The sequence below is a fragment of the Lipingzhangella halophila genome (assembly GCF_014203805.1).
In the GTDB taxonomy this organism is placed as follows: Bacteria; Actinomycetota; Actinomycetes; order Streptosporangiales; family Streptosporangiaceae; genus Lipingzhangella; species Lipingzhangella halophila.
Genome location: NZ_JACHJT010000001.1, coordinates 4302465 through 4326744 on the forward strand (window position 1 = coordinate 4302465; position 24280 = coordinate 4326744).

Here is a 24280-nt window from a genome sequence, read left to right on the forward strand (position 1 = left end):
CCCGACCGCGCGGCCGGCGAACAGCGATCCCGGCCGGCGAGGACGGCGGCCGTGAAGGGAGCAGGACGTGGCGGGCAATCTGACACGCGACGAGGCGCGGGAGCGTGCGCGAATCCTCGACGTCTTCTCCTATGACGTCGAACTCGACCTCTCCCAGAGCGACCAGACGTTCCAGTCGACGACGACGGTTCGCTTCGACTGCTCCGAGCCGGGCGCCACCACCTTCATCGAGCTGGTCGCGCCGAAGGTGCACAGCATCGAGCTCAACGGGCGGGAGCTTCCGCCGGCCAAGGTGTTCGACGGTGCGCGCATCACCCTGCCCGACCTGGAGTCCAGCAACGAGCTCCGGGTGCTGGCCGACGCCGCCTACATGCGAACCGGCGAAGGCCTGCACCGCTTCGTCGACCCGGTCGACGGCCGCACCTACCTGTACACCCAGTTCGAGACCGCCGACGCGCACCGGATGTACGCCTGCTTCGACCAGCCCGACCTCAAGGCGCGGTTCGAGCTCCAGGTGTTCGCCCCGGCGGACTTCGAGGTCGTCTCCAACTCCGCGCCGGACGTCGCCGGGGTCCCGGTCGAGGGCCCCGCGGGCGAGGACCCCAAGAACCGGTGGCACTTCCCGGCGACCGACCCGATCTCGACCTACATCACGGCGCTCATCGCCGGTCCGTACCACGTGGTGCGCGACGAGCACGACGGCATACCGCTGGGCGTGTACTGCCGCGCCTCGCTCGCGGAGTACCTGGACGCCGACGCCGTCCTCGAAGTCACCAAGCAGGGCTTCGACTTCTACCACCAGGTCTTCGGGCTGCGGTACCCGTTCGACAAGTACGACCAGTTGTTCGTCCCCGAGTTCAACGCCGGTGCCATGGAGAACGCCGGCGCCGTCACCTTCCTTGAGGACTACGTTTTCCGCTCCCGGGTCACCGACGCCCGCTACGAGCGCCGCGCCGAGACGATCCTGCACGAGATGGCGCACATGTGGTTCGGCGACCTGGTCACCATGCGCTGGTGGGACGACCTCTGGCTGAACGAGTCCTTCGCGACCTACGCCAGCGTGCACTCCCAGGCCGCGGCCACCAAGTGGACCGACGCGTGGACGAGTTTCGCCAACATCGAGAAGGCGTGGGCGCTGCACCAGGACCAGCTCCCCTCCACGCACCCGATCGCGGCGGACATTCCCGACATGCAGGCGGTCGAGGTCAACTTCGACGGCATCACCTACGCCAAGGGCGCCTCAGTCCTCAAGCAGCTCGTCGCCTATGTCGGTGTGGATGCCTTCTTCGCCGGTGTGCGCGAGTACTTCAAGGAGCACGCCTGGGGCAACACCGAGCTGGCCGACCTGCTGCGCCAGCTCGAACGCGCGTCCGGGCGCGACCTGAGCACCTGGTCGCGCGAGTGGCTGGAGACCGCGGGCGTGAACACCATGCGCCCGGACTTCGAGGTCGACGCCTCCGGGAACTTCACCAGCTTCGCCGTGCTGCAGGAAGCGTCCCCCGAGCACCCCACCCTGCGGTCGCACCGGCTCGCGATCGGCCTGTACGACCGCACCGACGAGGGCGTCGTGCGCCGCCAGCGCGTCGAGTTGGACGTCGCGGGCGAGCGCACCGAGGTTCCCGACCTCATCGGCACGGCACAGCCCGACCTCGTGCTGGTCAACGACGACGACCTCACCTTCACCAAGGTCCGGCTCGACGAGCGGTCGCTGCGCACGGTGGTCGACGCTGTCGGCGAGATCAGGGAGTCGCTGCCCCGCGCGCTGTGCTTCTCCGCCGCGTGGGACATGACCCGCGACGCCGAGATGGCGGCGCGCGACTACGTCCAGCTCGTGGTGTCGGGCATCGGCAGGATGAGCGACGTCTCGGTGACGCAGATGCTGCTGCGCCAGGCCGTCGCGGCGCTGCACAGCTACGCGGCCCCCGAATGGCGCGACACCGGTTTCTCGCTGCTCGCGGGGCGGCTGCGCGACCTGCTCACCGCCGCCGAGCCCGGCAGCGATCTGCAACTGGCCTACGCGCACGGCTTCGCGGACGCCGCCGCCGACAACGAGCACCTGTCGCTGCTGCAGGGCCTGCTCGACGGCGCGCTCACGGTCGAAGGGCTGGAGATCGACACCGACCTCCGCTGGAGCCTGCTGCGCCGGCTGGTGGCGCGGGGCAAGGCCGGCGAGAAGGAGATCGCGGCGGAGCTCGACAACGACCCCACCGCGACCGGCGAGCGCCAGGCCGCGGGGTGCCGGGCCGCGATTCCGACACCGGAGGCCAAGGCCCACGCCTGGGACCGGATCAAGTCCGCCACCGAAATGGCCAACACCGAGTTCCGTGCGACGCTCGGCGGGCTCACCGAGCCGGCGCACCGCGAGCTGTACCGGCCCTACGTCGAGAACTACTTCGACCTGCTCGGCGACACCTGGCAGAACTGGACCGGCGAGTTCGCGCAGTCCTTCGCCGAGATGGCCTACCCCCGCCACCTGATCGAGGAGGAGACGCTGCGCCGCACCGACGCCTACATCGAGGCCGAGAACCCGCCGCCGGCACTGCGCCGGCTGCTGATCGAGGGCCGCGCGGGCGTTGAGCGGGCACTGCGGGCGCAGGCCACCGACCAGGCGGCCGGCCAGCGCTAGGCAGCGTTGTTTGGGCTCGCTGCCGCTCGCCTGGGTCGGGCGCCCCGAAGCCGGGAACCTTCGGGCGCCTCCGGTGTGCCGCCCAATCGGCTCCGCCACTCGCGGACGCCCCACCTACGGACCCTCCAGAACCCCGGCGGCGCCCGACGACCACTCGGTTCGAAAAACAGAGCTTAGGGTGAGTGGCGCGGCGAGCGCCGCGCCACTCACCCCTCTCACCCCTCGACGGCGGAGGAATGGTTCAGCAGCGGGCGCAGCGCGCGCCGGACCGACGTCGTGAGGAAAGGATCGGCGATCAGCTCGTCGAGCAGCACCGGTTCCCCCTCAGCGTTGGTCAGTGGGATGCGCCAGTTCGGATACTGGTCGGTGGTGCCGGGCTGGTTCTGCATCCGGCGGTCGCCCACGACGTCGGTGAGAGCCACCCCGACCATCCGGGCCGGTGTCCGGGCCAGGTAGCCGTGCAGCGCCCGTACCACCGTGGCCGGCTCGGAGACGGGGTCGGTCTCTGGGTCGAGCTCGCCGAGCTCGGCCAGCATCGCGCACCACGACCGCACCAGGCTCTCGGCCGCCGCGCGCTCCTCGTGCGCCGGCCGCCGGAGCAGCCCGAGCCGGTCGCGCAGCTCGATGTGCTCCGATGACAGGTACGAGGCGACCGGCGGGAGGTCGTGGGTGGCAACTGTCGCCAGGCAGTCGCGCCGCCACTCCTCGGGGCGGCGCGGGCTGCCGTCCTCCTTGCGCTCGAACCACAGCACCGACGTGCCGAGGATGCCGCGCTCCGCAAGGTGGTCGCGGACCCACGGCTCCACCGTCCCAAGGTCCTCGCCCACCACGATCGAGCCCGTCTCGCGCGCCGTCAGGGCCAGCGCGCCGACCATCCCCTCGTGGTCGTACCGCACGTAGGTGCCCTGGTCGGGGGACGCGCCTTCGGGTACCCACCAGAGCCGGAACAGACCCGCGACGTGGTCGGCCCGGATACCGCCGGCGTGCCGCATGGCCTGCCGGAGGACCTGGCGGAACGGGCCGTACCCGTGTTCGGCGAGGCGGACCGGGTGCCAGGGCGGCTGCGTCCAGTCCTGGCCCTGCTGGTTGAACTCGTCGGGCGGGGCGCCCACGCTCACCCCGGGGACGAGCACGTCGCGGTACATCCACGCCTCGGCGCCGCCCGGCTGCACACCGACGGCGACGTCGTGCAGGATCCCGAGCGGCATCCCGGCAGCGCGCGCGGCCGCCTGCGCCGAGGCGATCTGCTCGTCCAGGATCCACTGCAGCCAGCGGTGGAACTCGATCTCGGGCCAGCGCCGCAGTGCCTCCGCCCCGACGGCGTCGGCGGACACGTCGCGAAGCTGAGCGGGCCAGGTGCGGTAGTCGGCGCCGTACTCCTCCGCGATGGCGCTCCAGGTCGCGAACTCCACCAGTGCGGCGTTCTCGCGTTCCAGGAACGCCTGGTAGGCGGCCTGGCGTTCGGGTGTCCGAGGCGCGTCGAAGAGCATCGCCAGGGCGGCGCGCTTGGCCCGCCACGCCGCGTCGCGGTCCAGCAGGTCGGCGGTGCGCCCCTGTTCGCGCAGCGGCCGGGCCATGCGCTGGATCTGCTCGCGCCGGGTCGGCTCCAGTCGCGCGTACTCGGGGATGTCCTCGATCCGGATGTACAGGGGGCTCGCGTAACGGCGGCTGACCGGCAGGTACGGCGAGGGTTCGATCGGCGCGACGGGTTCGGTGGCGTGCACCGGGTTGATCGCGGCGAACCCGGCGCCAAGGTCGCGCGCACTCCAGTCGGCCAGCTCGGCGAGGTCGCGGAGGTCGCCGATCCCCCAGGAGGCCCGCGAGCGCAACGAGTAGAGCTGCAGCATGAGGCCCCAATGGCGGTCTTCCCCCAGGGTGGTGGCGGTCTCCAGGCGGTCGGGGACGACGAGCAGCGGGCAGCGCTCGTGCGCACCACCGTGCTCCACGTGGAGCTGGTGCACGCCGAGGGGCAGGTCGGGACCGGCGGCCACGCGGCGTTCGCGGTCCAGCTCTACCCAGGTCTCGGCGCCCGCGGGGAGCCGGAGCCGCGGCGCTCGGCCCCACCTGGTGACGACATCACGCGGGAGCAGCCTGCGCGCCGCGCGCTCGCGGTGCTCCCGGAGCGCGGCACCGGGGTCGGAGGCGTCCTCGCCGAGGGAGGCGAGGATGTGTCTGAGCGTGTCGGCTCCGACGCGTACTCTGCGACCCCGCCAGTCGCGGTACTCCGTCGCCACAGCGTGTTCTTCCGCCAGTCGGGCCAGTTGCGCGTCACTCACAGCCACTGATCATGCCGCATACGGAACGTACTGCACAGACGCGCCATGCCAGCACTTCGCGTTCCAGGCCGCCTCTCGTGTTCCGCGAAGAGACCCGTGCCACCGAATGCGAAGAATGCCGGGCTCCGCGCCGGTGGGAGCGGGGGCCGCGGCACTCACTCGGCCCAGACGGGCGGCCTCCGATGCGCCCACGGGTGTACCGCCTCAAGCTGCGCGGACAGGGAGAGCAGCGTTGGTTCCCCGCCGATCCGTCCCGACAGCATGACGCCGATCGGCAGCCCCTCGTCGGACCAGTACAGCGGGACGCTGGCCGAGGGCTGGCCGGTGATGTTGAAGATCGCCGTGTACGGCGTGAACCGCTCCATCCGGCGGAGTTCCTCTTCGGGCGCGGCGGCGAAGTGTCCGACGGGAACGGGAGGTTGGGCCAGGGTGGGGGTGAGGACCGCGTCGTAGTCCAGCATCGCCGGTAGCGCCGCTCTGACCCGCTGCTGCAACCGGATGGTCGCCCGCATGTACCGGTCGAGCGTGGTGCCCATGGCCTGCTCGCGCAGCCAGCGGTTGATCGGGCGCAGGTGTGGCTCGCTCCCGCTGGGGAGCGGGACGGCGATCGCCATCGCCGCCCAGACGGTCCGGAAGTCCTCGGCGACCGAGGCGTCGAACGGCGGCGCGATCTCCTCGATGTCGTGGCCCAGCTTGGCGAGCAGCTCGGTCGCCGACTCGTAGGCGGCGAGCACCTCCGGGTGGACCTCGTCCGCGGCCATTACCGGGGTGCGGAACCGCGCGATACGCAGGGTCCCGGGTTCGCGCCGCGCGTGCTCGAGGAAGGTCTCCCCGGTGCCCAGCGGCGGCGCGGTGTAGTAGTCACCGGGCCGGTTGACGCTCATGGCGTCGAGGAGGAGGGCGGCGTCGCTGACGGTGCGGGTGAGCGGCCCGGCCGTCGCCAACCCGAGCAGGTCGGGGGTGAGGGGCGCACCCGATATCCGGCCGCGCGTGGGCTTGAGGCCGTAGGTCCCGCACGCGCTCGCGGGGATGCGGATGGAGCCGCCGCCGTCGCTGCCCTGGGCGACCGGAGACAGCCCGCCGGCCACGGCGGCCGCGGCGCCGCCGCTGGACCCCCCTGCCGAGCGCGAGAGGTCCCACGGGGTGCGGGCCGCCGGGGCGATGTCATTCTCGGTGTAGCAGGGGGAGCCGAACTCGGGGGTGTTCGTCTTCCCGGGGAAGACGGCGCCGGCCTGGCGCAGCGCGGCGACGAAGGCGGCGTCGACGCCGGCGACACGGTCGGCGTAGATCGTCGAGCCAGAGGTGTGGCGCACCCCGGCGAGGGGGTCGAGGTCCTTGATCGGCACCGGGACGCCCAGCAAGGGAGGCAGCTCGCCCGGCGTGTCGCGGAGCACACGATTCTCCGCCTTTCGGGCCTGTTCTCGGGCGAAATCTTCCGTGACCGTAATAAAGGCTCCGAGTGCGCGATCGTGTCGGGCGATCCGCTCCAGGTAGTGGTCGGTGATCTGCACCGGCGAGAGCTCACGCCGCCGCACCCGCTCCACCAGCTCAATCGCGGTCAGATCGTGGATCTGGCTCATACGCTGAGACTAACGAGTGCAGCACCGCGCGTGAGACCGAAACGAGCGGGAAAGCTCTCTAGAGAACCTGAACATGGTTTTATTCCCCGGCCTGGATCTCCACACACGTGACATTCAGCCCACTAGAGGAAAGAAAAGTGTGAGATTCGATGGGCTAGGACACGCATTAAGATCGAACTACCCTTTCGAGCGTGGAAACGGCACCCAGCGTCGAACAGCGCCGCCAGAGGTCCGGCGACGCCTCCGAGCAGCGCGACGCCGCGTACGCGTCATTCTTCGTCGGCAGCACCGGTCAAGGCTCCGGCGGCTCCAACGGCTCCGACAAGTCGGGCTCCTCGGCTACCAGGAAGTACGCCTCCATGGTGGCCTCGGATGTCGGACGGCGGTGGCTGATCCGCGGCGGCGCGGCCGCGCTCGCGGGCGCCGCCACGGGCTACCTCACATCCGACTGGCGCATAGGGGCCACGTTCGCCGTGGCCGTGGTCATCGCCTTCACGGTCCGCGCGGCGCGCCGCCAGTCCGAGGTCCCGCGATGGCGCAAACCCTCGGCGGCGCAGCGGCGCACCGAGGCACAGCTCAAGGTCATGAAGCGGCTCGGGTACCAGGTGCTGCACGCGCGCGGCATCCCCGGCGGGAACGGCCAGATCGACCACTTCATCGTCGGGCGGCGCGGCGCGTTCGCTATCGACTCCGAGGCCTGGGATAAGCGGCTACCCCTGCGCAACAAGCTGGAGAAGCTCTATCACGGCCGCTTCTCCAAGAACGAGCGTATCGACGAGGCACTCGAAGAGGCCCGCACCGCCCAGCGGCTCATCAGCGAGGAGCTGGGGCGCGATATCAACGTCCGCGCGGCCCTGGCTATCTACGGGCCGGGGATGCCGTGGGACAGCCACCGGCTGCGCGGTGTCGACATCATCAGCGGGACCAAGGTCCGCAAGTGGCTGCGCAGTGGTCGCGACCGGCTCTCCGAGGAGGAGATCGCCGATATCTACCGCGCCGCCGAACGCGTCCTCCTGCCGCGCTACTAGGGCCGCGCAGTGTGCCGCCCGCCAGCGGGTCCGCGGCGGGCGACACGCCGCCTGGCGCGGTACAACGGTCTCGGCGCTTCGTGGCCAGCAAGGGCGCCGGCGTCGGCGGCCCAACGGCGGCTCACCGGAGCCGGACACGAGCGTGCCCGGTCGGGGGCTAGGATTGGGAGAACCGACGTTTATCCAAAGGCGGGGACCGCCAACCGCGGACCCCGTAGCCCTAGCCCTACCTCGGCTTGCGACCCACCTTTGGCGCACGGTTCACGCTCGTCTCGACGGGAGCTGCCCCATGCCCGCGCTTCGCTCACGCACGGTCACCCACGGTAGGAACATGGCTGGTGCGCGCGCCCTCATGCGCGCCACCGGCGTCGAACGCGAGGACTTCGGCAAGCCGATCGTCGCGGTGGCCAACAGCTTCACCCAGTTCGTTCCCGGCCACGTCCACCTACGCGAGGTAGCCGACGTGGTCTCGGGTGCCGTGCGCGAGGCCGGCGGGATTCCCCGGGAGTTCAACACGATCGCGGTCGACGACGGCATCGCCATGGGCCACGGCGGCATGCTCTACTCGCTGCCCAGCCGCGAGTTGATCGCCGACGCGGTCGAGTACATGGTCAACGCGCACTGCGCCGATGCCCTGGTGTGCGTGTCCAACTGCGACAAGATCACACCGGGCATGCTGCTCGCTGCCATGCGGTTGAACGTCCCCACGGTGTTCGTCTCCGGCGGCCCGATGGAGGCCGGCAAGGTCACGGTCGTCGACGGCACGGCGACCAAGGTCCGCAAGCTCGACCTGATCAATCCGATGGTCGCCTCCGCCGACGAGAGCGTCTCCCAGGACGAGCTCGACGAGATGGAGGAGAACGCCTGTCCCACCTGCGGTTCCTGCTCGGGGATGTTCACCGCCAACTCGATGAACTGCCTCACCGAGGCCATCGGGCTGGCGCTGCCGGGTAACGGAAGCGTCCTGGCCACCCACGTCGCCCGCAAGAAGTTGTACGAGGACGCCGGCCGGCTGGTGGTCGAGAGCGCGCGGCGCTACTACGAGGGCGATGACGACTCCGTGCTGCCGCTGTCGATCGCGACGCCGGCGGCCTTCGGCAACGCCATGGCGCTCGACGTCGCCATGGGCGGCTCCACCAACACGATCCTGCACCTGCTCGCCGCGGCGACCGAGGCCGGCGTGGACTTCGGCCTTCCGGAGATCAACGAGGTCTCCCGGCGGGTGCCCTGTCTGTGCAAGGTGGCGCCGAACACCGACAAGTACCACATCGAGGACGTCCACCGCGCCGGCGGTATCCCCGCCATCCTCGGCGAGCTCGCCCGGGGCGGGCTGCTCGACACCTCGCTGCCCACCGTCCACGGCCAGACCGTGGGCGAGTATCTGGCCCAGTGGGACATCATGTCCGAGTCGGTGCTGCCCAAGGCCGTGGAGCTGTTCCACGCCGCTCCGGGCGGAAAGCGCACCACGAAGGCCTACAGCCAGGATGTTCGCTGGGACAGCCTCGACACCGACCGCGAGGACGGCTGTATCCGGTCGGTTGGCGACGCCTACTCCGTCGACGGCGGGCTCGCCGTGCTGTACGGCAACATCGCGGCCGACGGCGCCATCGTGAAGACCGCGGGCGTCGAGGAGGAACTGCTGACGTTCAGTGGTCCGGCCAAGGTCTTCGAGAGCCAGGAGGAGGCCGTCGACGGCATCCTGAACAAGCGGATCGAGCCGGGCGACGTCGTGGTGATCCGCTACGAGGGTCCCAAGGGCGGGCCGGGAATGCAGGAGATGCTGTACCCGACGAGCTTCCTCAAGGGCCGCGGGCTGGGCAAGGCGTGCGCGCTCGTCACCGACGGCCGGTTCTCCGGCGGGACGTCGGGCCTGTCCATCGGGCACGCGTCGCCCGAGGCCGCCGCGGGCGGCGACATCGCTCTTGTTGAGGACGGTGATGTCATCAGCATCGACATCCCCAACCGCGGCATCACGGTCGAGGTGAGCGAGGACGAGTTGGCCACGCGCCGCGAGCGGCTGCTCAAGGAACTGGGCGGGTTCCGGCCCGCCGCGCGGGAACGCGCGGTCACCCCGGCGCTGCGCGCCTACGCCGCCATGGCCACCTCGGCCTCCACCGGCGCCGCGCGCGACGTCAGCCAGGTCGAGGGCTAACCAGTCCCCATGGCCCTGGTGTGGCCCGTGTCCGCCGCGGCGGACACGGGCCACACCTCTGTCGGGGGTGTCCGCTCCGGGACCGGCCGGTGCCCGGGGGCACGGGGTGTGCACAGTACGTGTTCACCACCTGGTTTCCGAGGTGGCCCGTGCCGGGCCCAGCACGACCGTTCGCCAGGAAAAAGCGGTCCGCCTCGCATCGGGTGAACTGGGAATGATCAGTAAGAGACCACTCCCGAAAATCAGAATTCTCTCTTGCCGGAACACTGGAAATTATTCGGAATACGGTCACACTCCGGAACCCGTGGGGGTCGCACACCGACGACATCGTGATGTCGATCGACGAGGTGAACGACAACTTCGCCGCTATCCACTCCACCGACCTGGATGAGTAGGGTGACCACTATGCCGTCGAACCCGACCGCGCACCGGCCCTGGTGGCCGCGTTCGTCCCGCCCGGCCGCGGCTGGGCTCATGGTCGCGCTCATGGCGGGATGCTCGGACGATCCCGAGGTTCCCGAGGACCAGCACTACATCGTCCAGGGAAACCAGCTTGCCCAGGGGGACATGCGGGTGGGGCTCATGAGCGTGAGCGGCGACGAGGCCAACATCCAGGTCTACGCCGAGGATGCCGGGGACACCGAAGTGGTCCGGGTCAGCGAGGGGGACAGCGTCGACGTCGGGCGCCGGACGATCACTGTCGAACGGATCGACAGCGGCGACGACGAGGGAATCGCGGTAACGATCGACGACCCGGAGGCCCCGCCCCCCGAAAACGGTTCCGAGTCCGAGGACGCGTCGCCCCAGGAGGAGGCGGAGGGGTCCGAGAACCCCATGGAGGACCCGGATGTCTTCGCCGTTCGGGTCGGGCACCGCGCCAACGAGTCCGGGCTGACCATCGGGCTGGGGAGCGCCTCGGACGGCACGGCACGGCTCCTGATCTCCGGTGACGGGGTGGACGAGCGGGAGGTCGAAGTCGAGGCCGGCGACGAGGTAGAGGCCGGGGACCGGACACTGGTCGTCGTGGAGGCGCGCGACGGCACCGCCTACTTCAGGTTCGAGGACTGACCGGACCTGCCGCACGGAAGTCGCGTGCGGCCAGCGCGGTGTCCACCTTCGGGCCCGGTGGAGTAGGGCGCGGATACGACGCCCGCGCCGCGGGGGACAGCCGCGCCGGGTTTGACCCTGACACATATGTCAGGGTCGTAGCTTTCCCGACATGACAACCGACGCAACCATCCCAACCGGCTCGTCAGCCGCTCCCGGTGGTCGCCGCACTGCTGCCCCCGGGATCCCGGTGTGGCTGTTGGCGCTCACCGTCGCCGCCTTCGCCACCGGCACCGACGACATGATCATCGCGGGAATCCTGCCGCTGGTGTCGGCCGATCTGGACGTCACCGAGGCGACAGCGGGCCAGCTCGTCACCGTGTACTCGCTGACCTACGGGCTCGGGGCACCGGTTATGGCGGTCGTGGCGGGACGGGTCCCCCACCACCGCCTACTGCCGGCGATGACGGCGCTGTTCGCGATCGCCAACATCCTGATGGCCCTCGCACCCAGCTACCCGGTGGCGATGGGGTTGCGCGTGGCCACCGCACTGGCCGCCGCCACCCTCATCCCGGCGGCCCTGGTCGCCGTCGGCCGACACGCCCCAGCCGACCGGAAGGCCCGCTACCTCAGTCTCGTGACGGCGGGGATCACTCTCTCGCTGGTCGTGGGCGTGCCCATTGGAAGCTGGATCGGGGCGGCGTTGGGTTGGCGCGCGACGATGCTGTTCGTCGCGGCGCTGAGCCTCCCGGCGTTCGTGGGCATGCTGTGGCTGCCCCGCGGCGATGTCGGCCCGCAGCCAAGCCTGCGGCAGCGTGCCGCCCCATTGAAACGGCCCGTCATCCTGGGAACGACGCTCGCCCTGCTCATCTCGGGCGCGGGCGGGATGATGCCCTACATCTACCTGGCTCCGCTCTACCGCCAGCTCTCCGGCGGCACCGAGACGGTGGGGACGCTGATCATGCTGTTCGGCGCGGCGGGGTTCGTTGGGGTGCTGCTCGGCGGGCGTGGCGCCGACCGGTGGGGGGCGGGACGCACCCTGGCGGCCGGGTTGGGCACCGCGATCGCCATGGTGGCCGTTCTGGCGGTGCTCGCCGCCGTCGTGCCCGCGGGTTCGCTGCCTTTCGCCGTGCTCGCCGGGATCGTGGTGGTCTGGGCGGTGGGGATCTGGACGCTCAGCCCGCCCCTACAGTCATGGCTGCTGCGCCGGGCACAGGGCGCCGACAGCGCCATCCTCGCCCTGAACACCAGCGGGATGTACCTGGGGTTCTCTCTCGCGGGATCACTGGGAGGCCTTGCCCTCGCGACCGGAGGGCCGGTCGCGCTGCCGTGGGCCTCGGTTATCCTGCTGGTCGCGGGTGGTGGGGTGCTGCTGGTGGCGTTTACCCGCCTGGCCCGGCGCGAGAACCTCACGGCGGAGAGGGGGAGCTGATGCGCATCGGTGAACTCTCGCGGCTGACCGGCGCCAGCCCCCGGTCACTGCGCTACTACGAACAGCTCGGACTGATCACGGCCGAACGGCGGAACAACGGTTACCGCGACTACCCGGACTCCGCGGTGACCGTGGTTGGCAACATCCGCGCACTGCTGGCGGCGGGTCTGGCCATGGCGGAGATCCAGCAGGTGGGTGACTGCCTGTACGCCGGCGACCTCGCCGAAACCGAGGTGTGCGACCACATCATCGAGCTCTACGAACGCCGGCTCGCCGGAGTCGAGGCCAACCTCGCCGACCTCGCCGACGTCCGGGAGCGACTGCATGCCGAGCTGGGTTCGCTGCGCGAGAACCGGCCCTGAAGCACCGGTGCCGTTCCTCGCCGGGGAACGGCACCGATCAGTTACGCCGCCTGCTTGGCCATGTAGGGCGCCCACTGGGGGTCGCCGTGGTGCTCACCGTTGATGAGCCGCCAGTGCAGACCGCGCGGCACCCTCGGGGTTACGTTCAGCTTCCACCCGATCTCGTCAAGGAGACGGTCGGCCTTGCGATGGTTGCACGCCTTGCAGGAAGCGACCACGTTCTCCCACACGTGCGCGCCGCCGCGGCTGCGCGGGATGACGTGGTCAATGGTCTCCGCACGCTTGCCGCAGTACCCGCAATGGTGGCCGTCGCGGCGCATGAGAGCCACGCGGGTAAGCGGCACCCGTCTGCGGTAGGGAACACGGATGTAGCGCCGGAGCCGGATCACCGACGGCACCGACAATGCGGTGGTCGCCGAGTGCAGCACCGCACCAGCGGAGTCGCCGTGTACGACCTCGGCCTTCTCCCGCAGCACCAGGAGAATCGCCCGGCGCAATGGTACGGTCGTCAGCGGCTCGTAGCTGGCGTTGAGTAGTAGCACGTGACGGTGGGGTGGACCGCCCTCCTTGCCGCCGCCGGCGCTCATGACCGCTCCCGGGCCGCCACGTGCAACGGCCGTGTCTCTTCCCCGGCCAGCCGATTGGCCAGCCAGGAGACCTCCCCTTGTACCGGCCATGTAGCCGGTAATGTTCGCGTTGCCACACGGACCTCCCGTGGGTGGTTCCCGCCGAGTAACGTCCCGCATTCAGTTTGCTCGCTTGGACCGCCCCGCCGCCACCCCAATTTCTGGTCGGCCACCGAATCAGCACCCAAAGTCCATCATCGCGCAGCTTGTCCGTCGCCCTGTGAAACCGCGCCGACACACCTGGATCGCGGGTGGATAGAGTCATGAGCATGCCTGATCGCTGCCGCTATCCCGCCGCCGAGCGCGTCGAACTGTCCGATATCCGCCATGGGCACACCGTCGCCGACCCCTACCGGTGGTTGGAGGAGCCCAACTCCCCGCAGACCAAGGAATGGTCGGCCGCCCAGGACGCCCTCTTCGCCAACGCCGCCGCGGACCTGCCGGCGCGCGACTGGTTCGGTGCGACCATCCGGGAGCTCATGGCTGCGGGAACGATCGGCGCGCCGGTTTGGCGCGGCGGCCGCAGGTTCTTCACCCGGCGCACCCCCGCCCAGGAGCACGAGGTCCTGGTCACGGTGCCCTCGGGAAGCGGCACGGAGCACATCCTTCTCGACCCGCACGCGCTCGGCCCCGATGGCACTACCACCCTCGACTCCTGGGACCCCGACCACGAGGGACGGCTCCTCGCCTACCAGCTGTCCGTGGGCGGCGACGAGGAGGCGCAGCTATGGGTCATGGACGTGGCCTCCGGGGAGACGGTCGACGGCCCGATCGACCGGTGCCGCAACACGTCCATCGCGTGGCTGCCCGGCGGGGCGGCGTTCTGCTACGTCCGGCGGTTGCCGGCGGAGGAGGTGCCCGAAGGTGAGGAGGCCTACCACCGGCGCGTGTACCTGCACGAGGTGGGCACTCCCGCCGACCGCGATGTGCTCGTGTTCGGGGCGGGCGGCGACAAGATCTGCTACTACGGCGTGGCGGTCAGCCACGACGGCCGGTGGCTGCTGGTGGAGCGCACCAGAGGCACGTCCGCGAGCAACGACGCCTGGATCGCCGACCTGCGCGAGACGGGAGCACACACCCCCCGGTTCGTCCCGATCCAACGGGACGTCGACGCCCGGACGACAGGGCACGTGGGACGCGACGGCCGACTCTACCTGTTGACGGACCGCGGAGCGCCCCGAGGCCGGTTGTGCGTGACCGACCCGGCGAAACCCGGCTACGCGCACTGGCGCACTCTCGTCCACACCGACGCCGGCGCGGTCCTGCGCGACTTCGCGATCCTGGACGGCCCGGAGATGGCGCACCCGGTCCTGCTCGCCTCGTGGCGGCGGCGCGCTATCAGCGAGATCACCGTGCACGACCTGGATTCGGGTGAGTGGCGCGGCTCCGTGCCGCTGCCCGGGCTGGGATCGGTCGGCGGCCTCACGGAACACCCCGAAGGCGGTCACGAAGCCTGGTTCGGCTACACCGACAACAGCTCCCCCACCGCGGTGTACCGCTACGACGGCCGGACCAGCGAGGCCGCCCTCTGGGAACCGTCCCCGGGCACGCTGGAGCTGCCGGAGGTGCGCACCGAGCAGGTCACCTACACCTCCCGCGACGGCACCCCGGTACAGATGCTGCTGCTCTCGCCCCATGGGGCGGGCGGCCCCCGCCCGACCATCCTGTACGGCTACGGTGGCTTCGCCATCTCGCTCACGCCGGCGTACTCGGCCGTGGTCCTGGCCTGGGTGCGCGCCGGTGGGAGCTTCGCGATCGCGAACCTGCGCGGCGGGCTGGAGGAGGGCGAGGAGTGGCACCGCGCCGGCATGCTCGGCGCGAAGCAGAACGTGTTCGACGACTTCGCGAGCGCGGCGGAGCACCTGGTCAAGACCGGAGTCACCAGCCCCGGACAACTCGCGGCCAAGGGCGGCAGTAACGGCGGGCTGCTGGTCGGCGCGGCGCTCACCCAGCGGCCCGAGCTGTTCGCCGCCGCGGTCTGCTCGGCGCCGCTGCTGGACATGGTGCGCTACGAGCACTTCGGACTGGGCCAGTTGTGGAACGTCGAGTACGGCAGCGCCGACGACCCCGAATCGCTCGGCTGGCTCCTCGACTACTCCCCGTACCACAACGTCACCGAAGGCCTCCGGTATCCGGCGACCCTGTTCACCGTCTTCGACAACGACACCCGGGTCGACCCGCTGCACGCCCGCAAAATGTGCGCGGCCCTGCAGCACGCGACCGCCGCGCCCGTCGACGAGCGCCCCATCGTGCTGCGCCGCGAATCCGAGGTGGGGCACAGTGCCCGCGCGGTGAGCCGCAGTGTCCGGCTCAGCGCCGACCAGCTCGCGTTCCTCGCCCGGTTCACCGGGCTGCGCCTCCCGCAGGACGCCGGAACAGCGGGCTGACGGGGGCGGACGCGGGTGCCGACACCGCGTTCGAGACACTGGTCCGCGGCAATCGCCAGGACCGCAACGACGAAGGGAAGGCCACCGTGCCAGCAGAGGCCGCGACGGACCAGCGCACGAGCGACGGGAACGGTCCGGGCGGTGCCCGCACGCACCACCACCTCGCGCAGGTCAGGTTCGCCGACCTCGACCCGTTCAACCACGTCAACAACGTGCGGATGCTGACGTACCTGGAGGACGCCCGGGTGTCGTTCCTGCACTGGGACAGCAGGGTCGACGGCGAACGGCGGATGCACGGGCTGGTCGTCGCCCGCCACGAGGTCGACTACCTGCGACCGCTGCAGATGCGCCGCGAACCCGTCCTGGTCGAGACGTGGGTGACCGAGGTGAAGCACTCCAGCTTCACGCTGGCCTACGAGATCCGCGACTCCGACTCCACCCCGCCCACCGTCTACGTCCGGGCCTCCTCGGTGCTGGTGGGCTTCGATCACCGGAGCCAGGGCATCCGCCGCCTCAACGAGGAGGAGCGCGCGTTCCTGAGGGAGTACCTGCACGGCTGACCCCGGCCAGGAGGGCTGAGGGCTCGGGTTGCCCCCGGGGCCCGGTGGAGGAACGTGCCGGAATCGCTCGTCGGGTGCCGCCGGGGTTCTGGAGGGTCCGCAGGTGGGGCGTCCACGACTCGCGAAGTCGACCGGGGCGCCACACCGGAGGTGCCCGAAGGTTCCCGGCCTCCAGGCGCCCGACCCGGCGAGCGGCAGCGAGCCCCGGAAAACACCTCGGGCGCCACTCGCTGGACCGGCGCCCTCCGCGTGCCGCCGCGAGTTCCGCGACCACCGCTCAGCGGCACGGGGCCACGTGGGCGCCACCCGTTCCGCTCCCCGCCTGCGACCAGGCCGGACACGGGGTACTAGCCTGGCCCGGTGATCGTGAGTGCACGAAGTCGTTGGGTCATCCTAGGTATAGCCCTCCTGGCCCAGATCGCGGCCGTGAGTGCGATGTTCGGCGTCCCGTTCGTACTGCCCGAACTGCGCGACGCCTACGGCCTGACCACCCCGCAGGCCGGCGCGCTCGCCGGGCTGCCCGGCGCGGGGTTGCTGGTGACGCTCCTCGGGTGGGGCGTGCTCATCGATCGCTACGGCGAGCGGCTGATGATGACGGTCAACCTGCTGCTGACCGCGTTCTTCCTGGTCATGCTGCGGGTGGCGGACGGCCCGATCGGGGTGGGAGCCCTCCTGGCGTTTGTCGGCGCCTCCGCCGGGCCGCTCAACGCGGCCAGTGGCCGGCTGGTGCTGGGCTGGTTCGCCGAGCACGAGCGCGGTCTGGCGATGGGCATCCGGCAGATGGCCCAACCACTGGGCATGGGGTTGGCCGCGGCCGCGCTCCCCTTCGCCGCCGGCCACTGGGGGTTCACCGGCGCGATGCTGCTGCCCGCCACGCTCTGCGCGGCCACCGCGCCCCTCGTCGCGGTGCTGACGGCCACGCCGCGGCGGACCGCCGCCGAGAGCGCGGCGCCCACCGTCGCCCCGACCGCCTCCCCGTACCGGTTCGGCACCATCTGGCGGGTCCACGGCGCATCCGGGCTCCTGGCCGTGCCGCAGTTCACCGTTCTGACCTACGCGCTGGTCTACCTCGTGCAGGAACACGGCTGGACCGCGCCGGCCGCCGGCGCCGCCCTCGCGTGCGCGCATATCCCGGGAGCCGCGGCCCGGTTGGGGCTGGGGGCGTGGTCCGATCGCGTCGGCAGCAGGCTGCGGCCGGTCCGGACCATCGCGGCGGTCTCCGGGACAGCGCTGCTTCTGCTGTCCCTGAGTCCGCTCGCGCTGCCGGCCGCGGGGGTGGTACTCATCCTCGTGTGCGCGGTGCTCTCGATGAGCCACAACGGGCTGACGTTCACCGCTGTCGCCGAGACGGCCGGAATGGCGTGGGCGGGGCGCGCGATGGCGGCGCAGAACACGATCCAGTCGCTGGGCAGCATGACCGCGCCGGCCATGATGGCGCTGGTGATCCACTGGTTCGGGATGAACCCGATGTTCGCTGTGGCCGCGGTGTTCTGCGTGGCGGCCATCGCCGTCGTGCCGGTCGCGCGGCGCTGACCCACCCGAGCCGGCACATCCCGGCGGCCGGGTCCCGCGCGGCGCCGGCTATTCGGAGTCGGCGGTGAAGCCCAAGACCCAGTTGGTGAACCCGTCGGACTCGACCAGGCCCGCGGTGACGATGGCGTATCCGGGCTCCTGGTGCAGCACGCGCGCGGCACGGACCGGGACCACGTCGATGGTGTCGGAGCGCGACGAGGTCTTGCCCCAGCGCGGGTGCGCCGCGTGCAGGTCGGCGACCGTCCGCGCGGCGCCGCGCCCCGCCTCGTCGGCCCGCTGCCGTGCGTTGGGGAACCAGTCGTCGAAGGCGGACCAGGCAGCACGGCAGTACGCGGGCAGCTCCGGCAACGTGGCCGCGGTGCCGGGGCCGGACTTCGCCGCCCGGTGGAACTCCACAAGCAGCCCGTCGATAAGGGGCCGGCGCGTGTCCGGCCGCTGCGCCGCCTGTGCGCGGGCCTGCTCCCACCACGCCCGCCACTGGGCGCGCGCGGTGGCGTCGGGTTCGGGCCGTCCCGCCGGGGGGTCCAGGAAGTCGGTGCTAGCGAGATCGGGGCAGGCGAAGGCGAACCAGTGGCCCATCGTGCCGCTGCTGACAGTGACGCGGTGCCCTCCCCCTCCGGGCGAGCGGCTCTCCCCCGGAGCGGGAGGGGATGGTGGCGGGGTGTACCAGCCGGGCGGAGTCTCGCGTCTTGGGGCGGCCGCGGTGAACTCCCGCAGCCACGGCAGGTACCGGCCGGAGGCGAGGAACCCGAGGGTGAGGGTGGCCTCGCCGGGCTCCTCGCGCAGGACCCGCGGTTCGGCCAGGGCGATGAGGTCGATCTTGGCGGCCTGGCCCGGGGTCATCGACGCCACGATCGCGGCGACCGACCGGCCGAGCCTCCCGCCGGAGGTCTGGTCCAGCCGGTGGTGGCAGGCGGCCCGCCAGCGCTGGAAGGCGGGCCAGGTGTCGCGGCAGCGCCCACGCACCTCGGGCCAGGGGGCGAGCCGCTCGAAGTCCGGCGGCACGCGGATGGGCGGCGAGTCCTCGGGGACGAGCGGGATCAGCGTGTCCGGGTGTGCGTCGGGGTACTGCCCGGAACGCAGCGCCTCCTGCCACTGCCGCCACTGCCGGACGAGGTCCGGCGTGCGGGCGGGCCGGGGCAAGACGGGAGCGGGAAGGAGGTCGGCGTCAGCGGCTTCGGGGCCGGCGAACCGTACCCAGTTAGCCACCGCGGGGAACCTGACGTCGAGTGGCGGCCACGGAAACTCGGGAGAGGATCCCGGATGGTCGATGTGCATTGCTGACCTCGCAGCGATCGCGGGGCCGGCGGCCTGGAGACCGGTTTCCCGCGCCCGCGAGTCGAGTCCCCGTTCCCGAACTCGCCGACCCGGGACTGGTGATGTTCAGGGCCGCAGGGAGATCCGGATGGGGTCGTCCCCGTCGTCGTCGCCGGCGTTCCCGGGCGCGGAGCCCTGCTCCGGCGGGGTTTCGTCGAGGGTGTTGACCATGCTGTGCGCGGCCATCACCAGGTACTGCCACAACTGCTGGTCGAGCTCGGCGGGCAGCGCGATCTCGTCCATGGCCGCACGCATGTGCTCCAGCCAGCGGTCGCGCTCGCGTGTGCCCACCCGGAACGGGGCGTGCCGCATGCGCAGCCGGGGATGGCCGCGCTGGTCACTGTAGGTGCGAGGGCCGCCCCAGTACTGGATCAGGAACAGCCGCAGCCGCTCCTCGGCGGGGCCGAGGTCCTCTTCGGGGTAGAGCGGGCGCAGGACGGGGTCGTTGGCCACACCCTGGTAGAACCGCCGAACGAGGCGGACGAAGGTCTCGGAGCCGCCAACGGCCTCGTAGAAGGTAAGCCCGGATTCACTGTCATCGCGCGGGGAAGTCATAGTCATTCGCCACTTTACGTCCTGGCCGCAACCAAGGCGACCCCAGACCCGCTACGGCCGGTGCCCCGCACCGTTCGCCGCGCGGCACCCCCGGGAGCGGGCACGGGAGCAGCCTCCGGCCGGGCCGTGGCCCGGCCGGAGCGCGGGTCAGTTCCGGGTGAGCTTGCGGCGTGTGATGGCGTGCGGGCGGGCCGCGTCCGGGCCGAGCCGCTCGATCTTGTTCTTCTCGTAGGACTCGAAGTTGCCCTCGAACCAGTACCAGTTGGCGCCGCCCTCCCACGCGAGGATGTGCGTGGCGACCCGGTCCAGGAACCAGCGGTCGTGGCTGGTGATGACCGCGCAGCCGGGGAAGTCCAGCAGCGCGTTCTCCAGCGACCCCAGGGTGTCCACGTCGAGGTCGTTGGTGGGCTCGTCCAGCAGCAGCAGGTTTCCGCCCTGCTTGAGCGTGAGCGCGAGGTTCACCCGGTTCCGCTCACCACCGGAGAGCACGCCCGCCGGCTTCTGCTGGTCGGATCCCTTGAACCCGAACGCGGCGACGTAGGCGCGGCTCGGGATCTCGACGTTGCCGACCTTGATGAACGACTCGCCGTCGGAGACGGCCTGCCACACGTTCTTGTCGCTGGCGATCCGGCCGCGCGACTGGTCGACGTAGGAGATCTGGACGGTGTCGCCGATCATGATCGAACCGGAGTCGGGAGTCTCCTCGCCGATGATCATCTTGAACAGCGTGGTCTTGCCGACACCGTTGGGACCGATGACGCCGACGATGCCGTTCGGCGGCAGCGAGAAGCTCAGGTCCTCGATGAGCAGATTGTCGTCGAACCCCTTGGTGAGGTTCTTGACCTCGACCACGCTGGTGCCCAGACGCGGGCCGGGCGGGATCTGGATCTCCTCGAAGTCGAGCTTGCGGGTCTTGTCGGCCTCGGCCGCCATCTCCTCGTACCGGGCCAGCCGGGCCTTGCTCTTGGACTGGCGGGCCTTGGCGTTGGAACGCACCCACTCCAGCTCGTCGCGCAGCCGTTTCTGGCGCTTGGCGTCCTTCTGCCCCTCGACCTTCAGGCGGGCCGCCTTGGTGTCGAGGTAGGTGGTGTAGTTGCCCTCGTAGGGGTAGAGCTTGCCGCGGTCGAGCTCCAGGATCCAGGTGGCGACGTTGTCGAGGAAGTACCGGTCGTGGGTGATCGCGATGATGGTGCCGGGGTAGTTCTCAAGATGCTGCTCCAGCCACTGCACGCTCTCGGCGTCGAGGTGGTTGGTGGGCTCGTCCAGCAACAGGAGGTCGGGCCGCTCCAGAAGCAGCCGGCACAGCGCCACACGCCGCTTCTCACCGCCGGAGAGCACCGAGATCTCGGAGTCGGGGGGCGGGCAGCGCAGGGCGTCCATGGCCTGGCCGAGCTGGCTGTCGAGGTTCCAGGCGTCACGGTGGTCGAGCTGTTCCTGCAGCTTGCCCATCTGCTCGAGCAGCTCGTCGGAGTAGTCCGTCGCCATCTGCTCGGCGATCTCGTTGAACCGGGTGAGCATCGCCTTGGTCTCGGCGACACCGTCCTCGACGTTCTCCAGCACGGTCTTGCTCTCGTCCAGGTGCGGTTCCTGGGCCAGCAGGCCGACCGTGAACCCGGGCATGAGCCGGGCCTCGCCGTTGGAGGGCTGCTCCACGCCCGCCATGAGCTTCAGCAGCGAGGACTTGCCCGCACCGTTGGGGCCGACAACACCGATCTTGGCCCCGGGCAGGAACGAGCCCGACACGTCGTCCAAGACGACCTTGTCGCCGTGCGCCTTGCGCACATTGCGCATCGTGTAGATGTACTCCGGCATGCCTCCAGCCTAGGGTCTCGGCACCGGTGCCCCGGCCAGTCAGAGAGGGCGCTCGCCGGGTGTACCGGCGACCGGGCTGGCCTGTTCGAGCCATTCGGGGGTGGGTTCGTACCCGCCGGGTGGGGCGCCGGAACGCAGTGCCTGGCGGACCAGGCAGGCCATGGAGTACTCGGGGTGCTCCCGGGCGACCTCGTCCAGAGCGGCCTCAGCGAGTGCGCGGTCGCCGGCGTGCCAGGCCGCCACGGCGAGCAGGGATCCCGGCGCCGCCGCGTACGCGGGCTCGACGTTGCGCAGCACCTGCCGCCACAGGCGCACGTGAGCGCTGCCCGCGGTGCGGTCTCCGGCGTCGGAGCCGATCCGCGCCCACGCTTCGTCGCGCACTCGGACGCAGGAGAGCAGCACGCCCAGCCACGCGATCCGGCGAGGGCCGGTGGGGAGCGCGCCACGGCGTGCGGCCGCGATGGCCGCGCGCACCACGCGCACCCCCTCGGTTCGGAACGCCGCCCCGAACGGGTCGCGCTCGGGGGCGGGGTTCCGCCCGCGCAGCTCCGCGCCACGCTGCTCGGCTGCCGGTGTGGCCTGTCTCACACGTTCGCGCTGCGCGCCGCCCACGGGCGCGAGGTACCGCCGGATCTGGTCGCGGTCGCGCCAGGCGGTGAGTCCGCTGAGGACCGCCGCGGCCGCCACGGGCGAGCGGACGGGGTCGGCCGGAACGCCGTCGCCCGGACAGCAGTCGGGGTCGGCGCACAGGTACGACCAGTAGCGCCCACCGGTGACGCGCAGCGCTTCGCGCACCGTGATCCCGCTGGTGGCGAGCCCGGCGCGCACGGCGTCCAGACACGGGGTGGCCCGGACCGCCGGGGCGTAGGCGGCGGCCAGGGCGGAATCGCACCCGTGCGCGCCCAGCGCGCCGGCGACCCGGCCGGCCAGGTCCGCGGCGTAGCCGGCGGCGTCTTCCGCCAGGTCGCAACGGAAGGTGAGGCGGGCCCGGGCGGGTGAGCCGCGCAGGCCGATGACGACCAGCGTGTCGCTGGGGTGGTAGCCGAGAAGATAGGGGATGACCGCGACGAGGTCGCGGGGCTCGCTGATGGTGAGGGTGGGCGGGGCCGGTTCGGCGGCGTGTTCGGTGACCATGTCCTCACCGTGCGCCGCCCGGATCGTTCCGGCAATACGCTTCGCGGTTCCTGTGGACTCCTGGTGGGCGTCCGCCTCCGCGCCCGGCTGCTATCTCTCTCGCGCGGGCGCGGCGCGGTTCGCGCCCAGCCCGCCGGACACCGCCCAGGGGCCCGTGGGCGGCATGCACACCCGGTTGCGCCCGGCGTCCTTCGCCCGGTAGAGGCCGTGGTCGGCCGAGGCGAGCAGCTCGATCACGTCGTCCCCGTGCGCCTGGAACAGCGCCACGCCGATCGAGACCGTGATGGTGACGCTCTTGCCGCCCGCGACCAGTTCCGTGCGCTCGACGCGCGACCGCAGCCGTTCGGCGACACGGCACCCCTCCGCCATGTCGGCGCCGGGCAGCAGGACCACGAACTCCTCGCCGCCGAACCGGCCCAGCAGATCGGACGGGCGCAGGTGGTGCGTGAGGGTCCGCGCCACCCCGAGCAGCACGTGGTCGCCGAACATGTGCCCGTGGGTGTCGTTGACCTGCTTGAAGTGGTCGATGTCGATGAGGAGCAGCGTCACGGAACGGCGCCCGTGCAGGGCCCGCGTGAGGTGCGCTCCGGCCTCGCGTTCCCACGTGGCGGCGTTCAGCAGTCCGGTTTTGGGGTCGGTGCGCGCGGCGACCTGCAACTGCTCGTAGAGCAGGCTGCGTTGCAGCAGCGTCACCGGAGGTAACGCGATGACCAGTAGTGGAACGGATACGCCGGCGAGAATCGCGACCGTCATCCCGACGCACACCTCCGCACTGTCGATCACCAGGGCCTCTCGGTCCCAGAGCAGGCGGCGCCACGGGGTCTCGGGCGCGCTCAGGCGCACCGCGATCGCCACGACGGCCGTGTTGAGCACCGTGAACAACGCGCAACACAGCACCCCCCAGAACAGGCCCAGCGGAGTCAGCAACGTCTTCTCGGCCGTCTGGACGGACATGGAGACGGCCTGGACCGGGGCCGGCCCCAGAAGCGCGTGGAACGCCCACGAGGACACGAACCCCGCCAGCGCGACCGACGCCGCGTTGAGGACGCGCCGATGCACCACCGTGCGGCGAATCCGGTACTGCAGGTGCAGGTACACCGGGATCGGCATGAACAGCGAGTACATCGGGGGAAGGAGCAGGATTGCCGGCAGCCACCACGCCCCGAGCAGGTCTCGGGCCAACCCCGATGGCGTGCCGAGCCGCCGCATGGCCTCGACACAGGTGGCCGCGCACAGCACCAGCGCGCCGAAGGTGGCGACCTCCTCGGCCCGGGCCGGTGTGACCGCGTATCCGAACACCGCGAACACCAGGTCGCAGGCCAGCACCACACCCATGAAGCAGACCATCGGGCGCGGCCGGGCGAGGACCGGCCAGGCGCGCGCGCCGCGAGTCCAGGCTTGCTGACAGTCAGCCACCGCTCGCCGGGTCACCACCACTTCGGTCTCCCTCGTTCGCACCCGGAACCGGTCCCGGTCGGCTCCGTTCGCCAGCCGCCCCCGTGGCCGGAGCGACGGCAACGAAGCACACCACCGAATTACTTTCAGTAGTACTTTAATCGCTGGTTGTACAGATCAGGTAGGAAACCGATAGATTGGCGGCACTGCGGTCGTTCGGACGCGGTCGGCTATGAGTCACCGGGCTCTTGGGGGGTCAAGTCGAGAGCGCGGTAGGCGAAGCCGGGAACCAAGGGGGTGTTTCGCGGGCGCGCGACCAGCCGGCCCGAAACGGCACAGGGGTCAGCGGCGGCGCGTCCGTCCGCGTTCGCGTAACCGCGTCCGCAGGCGTCACGTCGAAAGCGGGAGGACCGATGAGTTCCGGCGTCCAGTGGATCTAGCCACGTTGGGGCAGGAAG

At 71.0% G+C, this 24280-nt stretch carries 17 protein-coding genes; 9 read left to right on the top strand and 8 right to left on the bottom strand.

Going from position 1 to position 24280, the window contains the following annotated elements:
* Positions 1-67 precede the first annotated feature (67 nt).
* Entirely contained in the window at positions 68-2626 is a 2559-nt protein-coding gene (pepN, locus tag F4561_RS19865) for an aminopeptidase N (protein ID WP_184580886.1), read from the top strand.
* 215 nt (positions 2627-2841) lie between these two features.
* On the opposite strand, the gene malQ is transcribed toward pepN, so the two are convergent.
* Positions 2842-4902, bottom strand: a complete 2061-nt coding sequence (gene malQ / locus F4561_RS19870) for a 4-alpha-glucanotransferase (protein WP_184580887.1) — start codon at positions 4900-4902, stop codon at positions 2842-2844.
* Positions 4903-5057: 155 nt separating this feature from the next.
* Positions 5058-6482, bottom strand: coding sequence for an amidase (locus tag F4561_RS19875; protein WP_184580888.1), 1425 nt, complete (start codon positions 6480-6482; stop codon positions 5058-5060).
* Positions 6483-6841: 359 nt separating this feature from the next.
* On the opposite strand from F4561_RS19875, the gene F4561_RS19880 reads away from it, so the two are divergent.
* From F4561_RS19880 to F4561_RS19900, 5 genes are all read left to right on the top strand, one after another.
* Positions 6842-7510, top strand: coding sequence for a nuclease-related domain-containing protein (locus tag F4561_RS19880; protein WP_184583895.1), 669 nt, complete (start codon positions 6842-6844; stop codon positions 7508-7510).
* A gap of 289 nt (positions 7511-7799) precedes the next feature.
* Complete coding sequence (ilvD, locus tag F4561_RS19885) at positions 7800-9662, top strand: dihydroxy-acid dehydratase (RefSeq protein ID WP_184580889.1); 1863 nt, start codon at positions 7800-7802, stop codon at positions 9660-9662.
* A 405-nt stretch (positions 9663-10067) separates the two neighbouring features.
* Entirely contained in the window at positions 10068-10730 is a 663-nt protein-coding gene (locus F4561_RS19890) for a hypothetical protein (protein ID WP_184580890.1), read from the top strand.
* A 151-nt stretch (positions 10731-10881) separates the two neighbouring features.
* Entirely contained in the window at positions 10882-12141 is a 1260-nt protein-coding gene (locus tag F4561_RS19895) for an MFS transporter (RefSeq protein WP_184580891.1), read from the top strand.
* Positions 12141-12503, top strand: coding sequence for a MerR family transcriptional regulator (locus tag F4561_RS19900; RefSeq protein ID WP_184580892.1), 363 nt, complete (start codon positions 12141-12143; stop codon positions 12501-12503). Before F4561_RS19895 ends, F4561_RS19900 begins: the two co-directional genes overlap by 1 nt.
* A 41-nt stretch (positions 12504-12544) precedes the next feature.
* Here F4561_RS19900 and F4561_RS19905 read toward each other — a convergent pair whose 3' ends face one another.
* Positions 12545-13045, bottom strand: coding sequence for an HNH endonuclease (locus tag F4561_RS19905; RefSeq protein ID WP_184583897.1), 501 nt, complete (start codon positions 13043-13045; stop codon positions 12545-12547).
* A 353-nt stretch (positions 13046-13398) separates the two neighbouring features.
* Here F4561_RS19905 and F4561_RS19910 point away from each other — a divergent pair, with 353 nt between their 5' ends.
* The 3 genes from F4561_RS19910 to F4561_RS19920 all read left to right on the top strand — a co-directional run bounded on the left by F4561_RS19910 (position 13399) and on the right by F4561_RS19920 (position 17609).
* Positions 13399-15516 (top strand): prolyl oligopeptidase family serine peptidase, encoded by a 2118-nt coding sequence (locus F4561_RS19910; protein ID WP_184580893.1) that lies wholly within the window; start codon positions 13399-13401, stop codon positions 15514-15516.
* Positions 15517-15602: 86 nt separating this feature from the next.
* Positions 15603-16076, top strand: a complete 474-nt coding sequence (locus F4561_RS19915; RefSeq protein ID WP_184580894.1) for an acyl-CoA thioesterase — start codon at positions 15603-15605, stop codon at positions 16074-16076.
* A 366-nt stretch (positions 16077-16442) separates the two neighbouring features.
* On the top strand, positions 16443-17609 hold the full coding sequence (locus F4561_RS19920; protein WP_184580895.1) for an MFS transporter: 1167 nt from the start codon (positions 16443-16445) through the stop codon (positions 17607-17609).
* A gap of 48 nt (positions 17610-17657) precedes the next feature.
* Here the strand turns inward: F4561_RS19920 and F4561_RS19925 are convergent, their stop codons facing one another.
* The 5 genes from F4561_RS19925 to F4561_RS19945 all read right to left on the bottom strand — a co-directional run bounded on the left by F4561_RS19925 (position 17658) and on the right by F4561_RS19945 (position 23762).
* Positions 17658-18818 carry a hypothetical protein gene (locus F4561_RS19925; protein WP_184580896.1) on the bottom strand — a complete coding sequence of 387 codons (1161 nt, stop codon included), beginning with the start codon at positions 18816-18818 and terminating at the stop codon, positions 17658-17660.
* 174 nt (positions 18819-18992) lie between these two features.
* Positions 18993-19481, bottom strand: coding sequence for a globin (locus F4561_RS19930; protein ID WP_184583899.1), 489 nt, complete (start codon positions 19479-19481; stop codon positions 18993-18995).
* Positions 19482-19628: 147 nt separating this feature from the next.
* Positions 19629-21293 (bottom strand): energy-dependent translational throttle protein EttA, encoded by a 1665-nt coding sequence (gene ettA / locus F4561_RS19935; RefSeq protein ID WP_184580897.1) that lies wholly within the window; start codon positions 21291-21293, stop codon positions 19629-19631.
* Between the two features lie 39 nt (positions 21294-21332).
* Positions 21333-22427 carry a DUF4192 domain-containing protein gene (locus F4561_RS19940; protein ID WP_184580898.1) on the bottom strand — a complete coding sequence of 365 codons (1095 nt, stop codon included), beginning with the start codon at positions 22425-22427 and terminating at the stop codon, positions 21333-21335.
* Positions 22428-22517: 90 nt separating this feature from the next.
* Positions 22518-23762 carry a GGDEF domain-containing protein gene (locus F4561_RS19945; RefSeq protein ID WP_246437240.1) on the bottom strand — a complete coding sequence of 415 codons (1245 nt, stop codon included), beginning with the start codon at positions 23760-23762 and terminating at the stop codon, positions 22518-22520.
* Positions 23763-24280: the final 518 nt, after the last annotated feature.

Bases quoted from the DNA above. Each gene is read 5' to 3' on its own strand.
- F4561_RS19890 (WP_184580890.1), top strand. From the start codon at position 10,068: ATGCCGTCGAACCCGACCGCGCACCGGCCCTGGTGGCCGCGTTCGTCC.
- F4561_RS19895 (WP_184580891.1), top strand. From the start codon at position 10,882: ATGACAACCGACGCAACCATCCCAACCGGCTCGTCAGCCGCTCCCGGT.
- F4561_RS19945 (WP_246437240.1), bottom strand. From the start codon at position 23,762: ATGGGTGTGGTGCTGGCCTGCGACCTGGTGTTCGCGGTGTTCGGATAC.
- F4561_RS19880 (WP_184583895.1), top strand. From the start codon at position 6,842: ATGGTGGCCTCGGATGTCGGACGGCGGTGGCTGATCCGCGGCGGCGCG.
- F4561_RS19900 (WP_184580892.1), top strand. From the start codon at position 12,141: ATGCGCATCGGTGAACTCTCGCGGCTGACCGGCGCCAGCCCCCGGTCA.
- F4561_RS19940 (WP_184580898.1), bottom strand. From the start codon at position 22,427: ATGGTCACCGAACACGCCGCCGAACCGGCCCCGCCCACCCTCACCATC.
- ilvD (WP_184580889.1), top strand. From the start codon at position 7,800: ATGCCCGCGCTTCGCTCACGCACGGTCACCCACGGTAGGAACATGGCT.
- F4561_RS19910 (WP_184580893.1), top strand. From the start codon at position 13,399: ATGCCTGATCGCTGCCGCTATCCCGCCGCCGAGCGCGTCGAACTGTCC.
- F4561_RS19875 (WP_184580888.1), bottom strand. From the start codon at position 6,482: ATGAGCCAGATCCACGATCTGACCGCGATTGAGCTGGTGGAGCGGGTG.
- F4561_RS19930 (WP_184583899.1), bottom strand. From the start codon at position 19,481: ATGACTTCCCCGCGCGATGACAGTGAATCCGGGCTTACCTTCTACGAG.
- ettA (WP_184580897.1), bottom strand. From the start codon at position 21,293: ATGCCGGAGTACATCTACACGATGCGCAATGTGCGCAAGGCGCACGGC.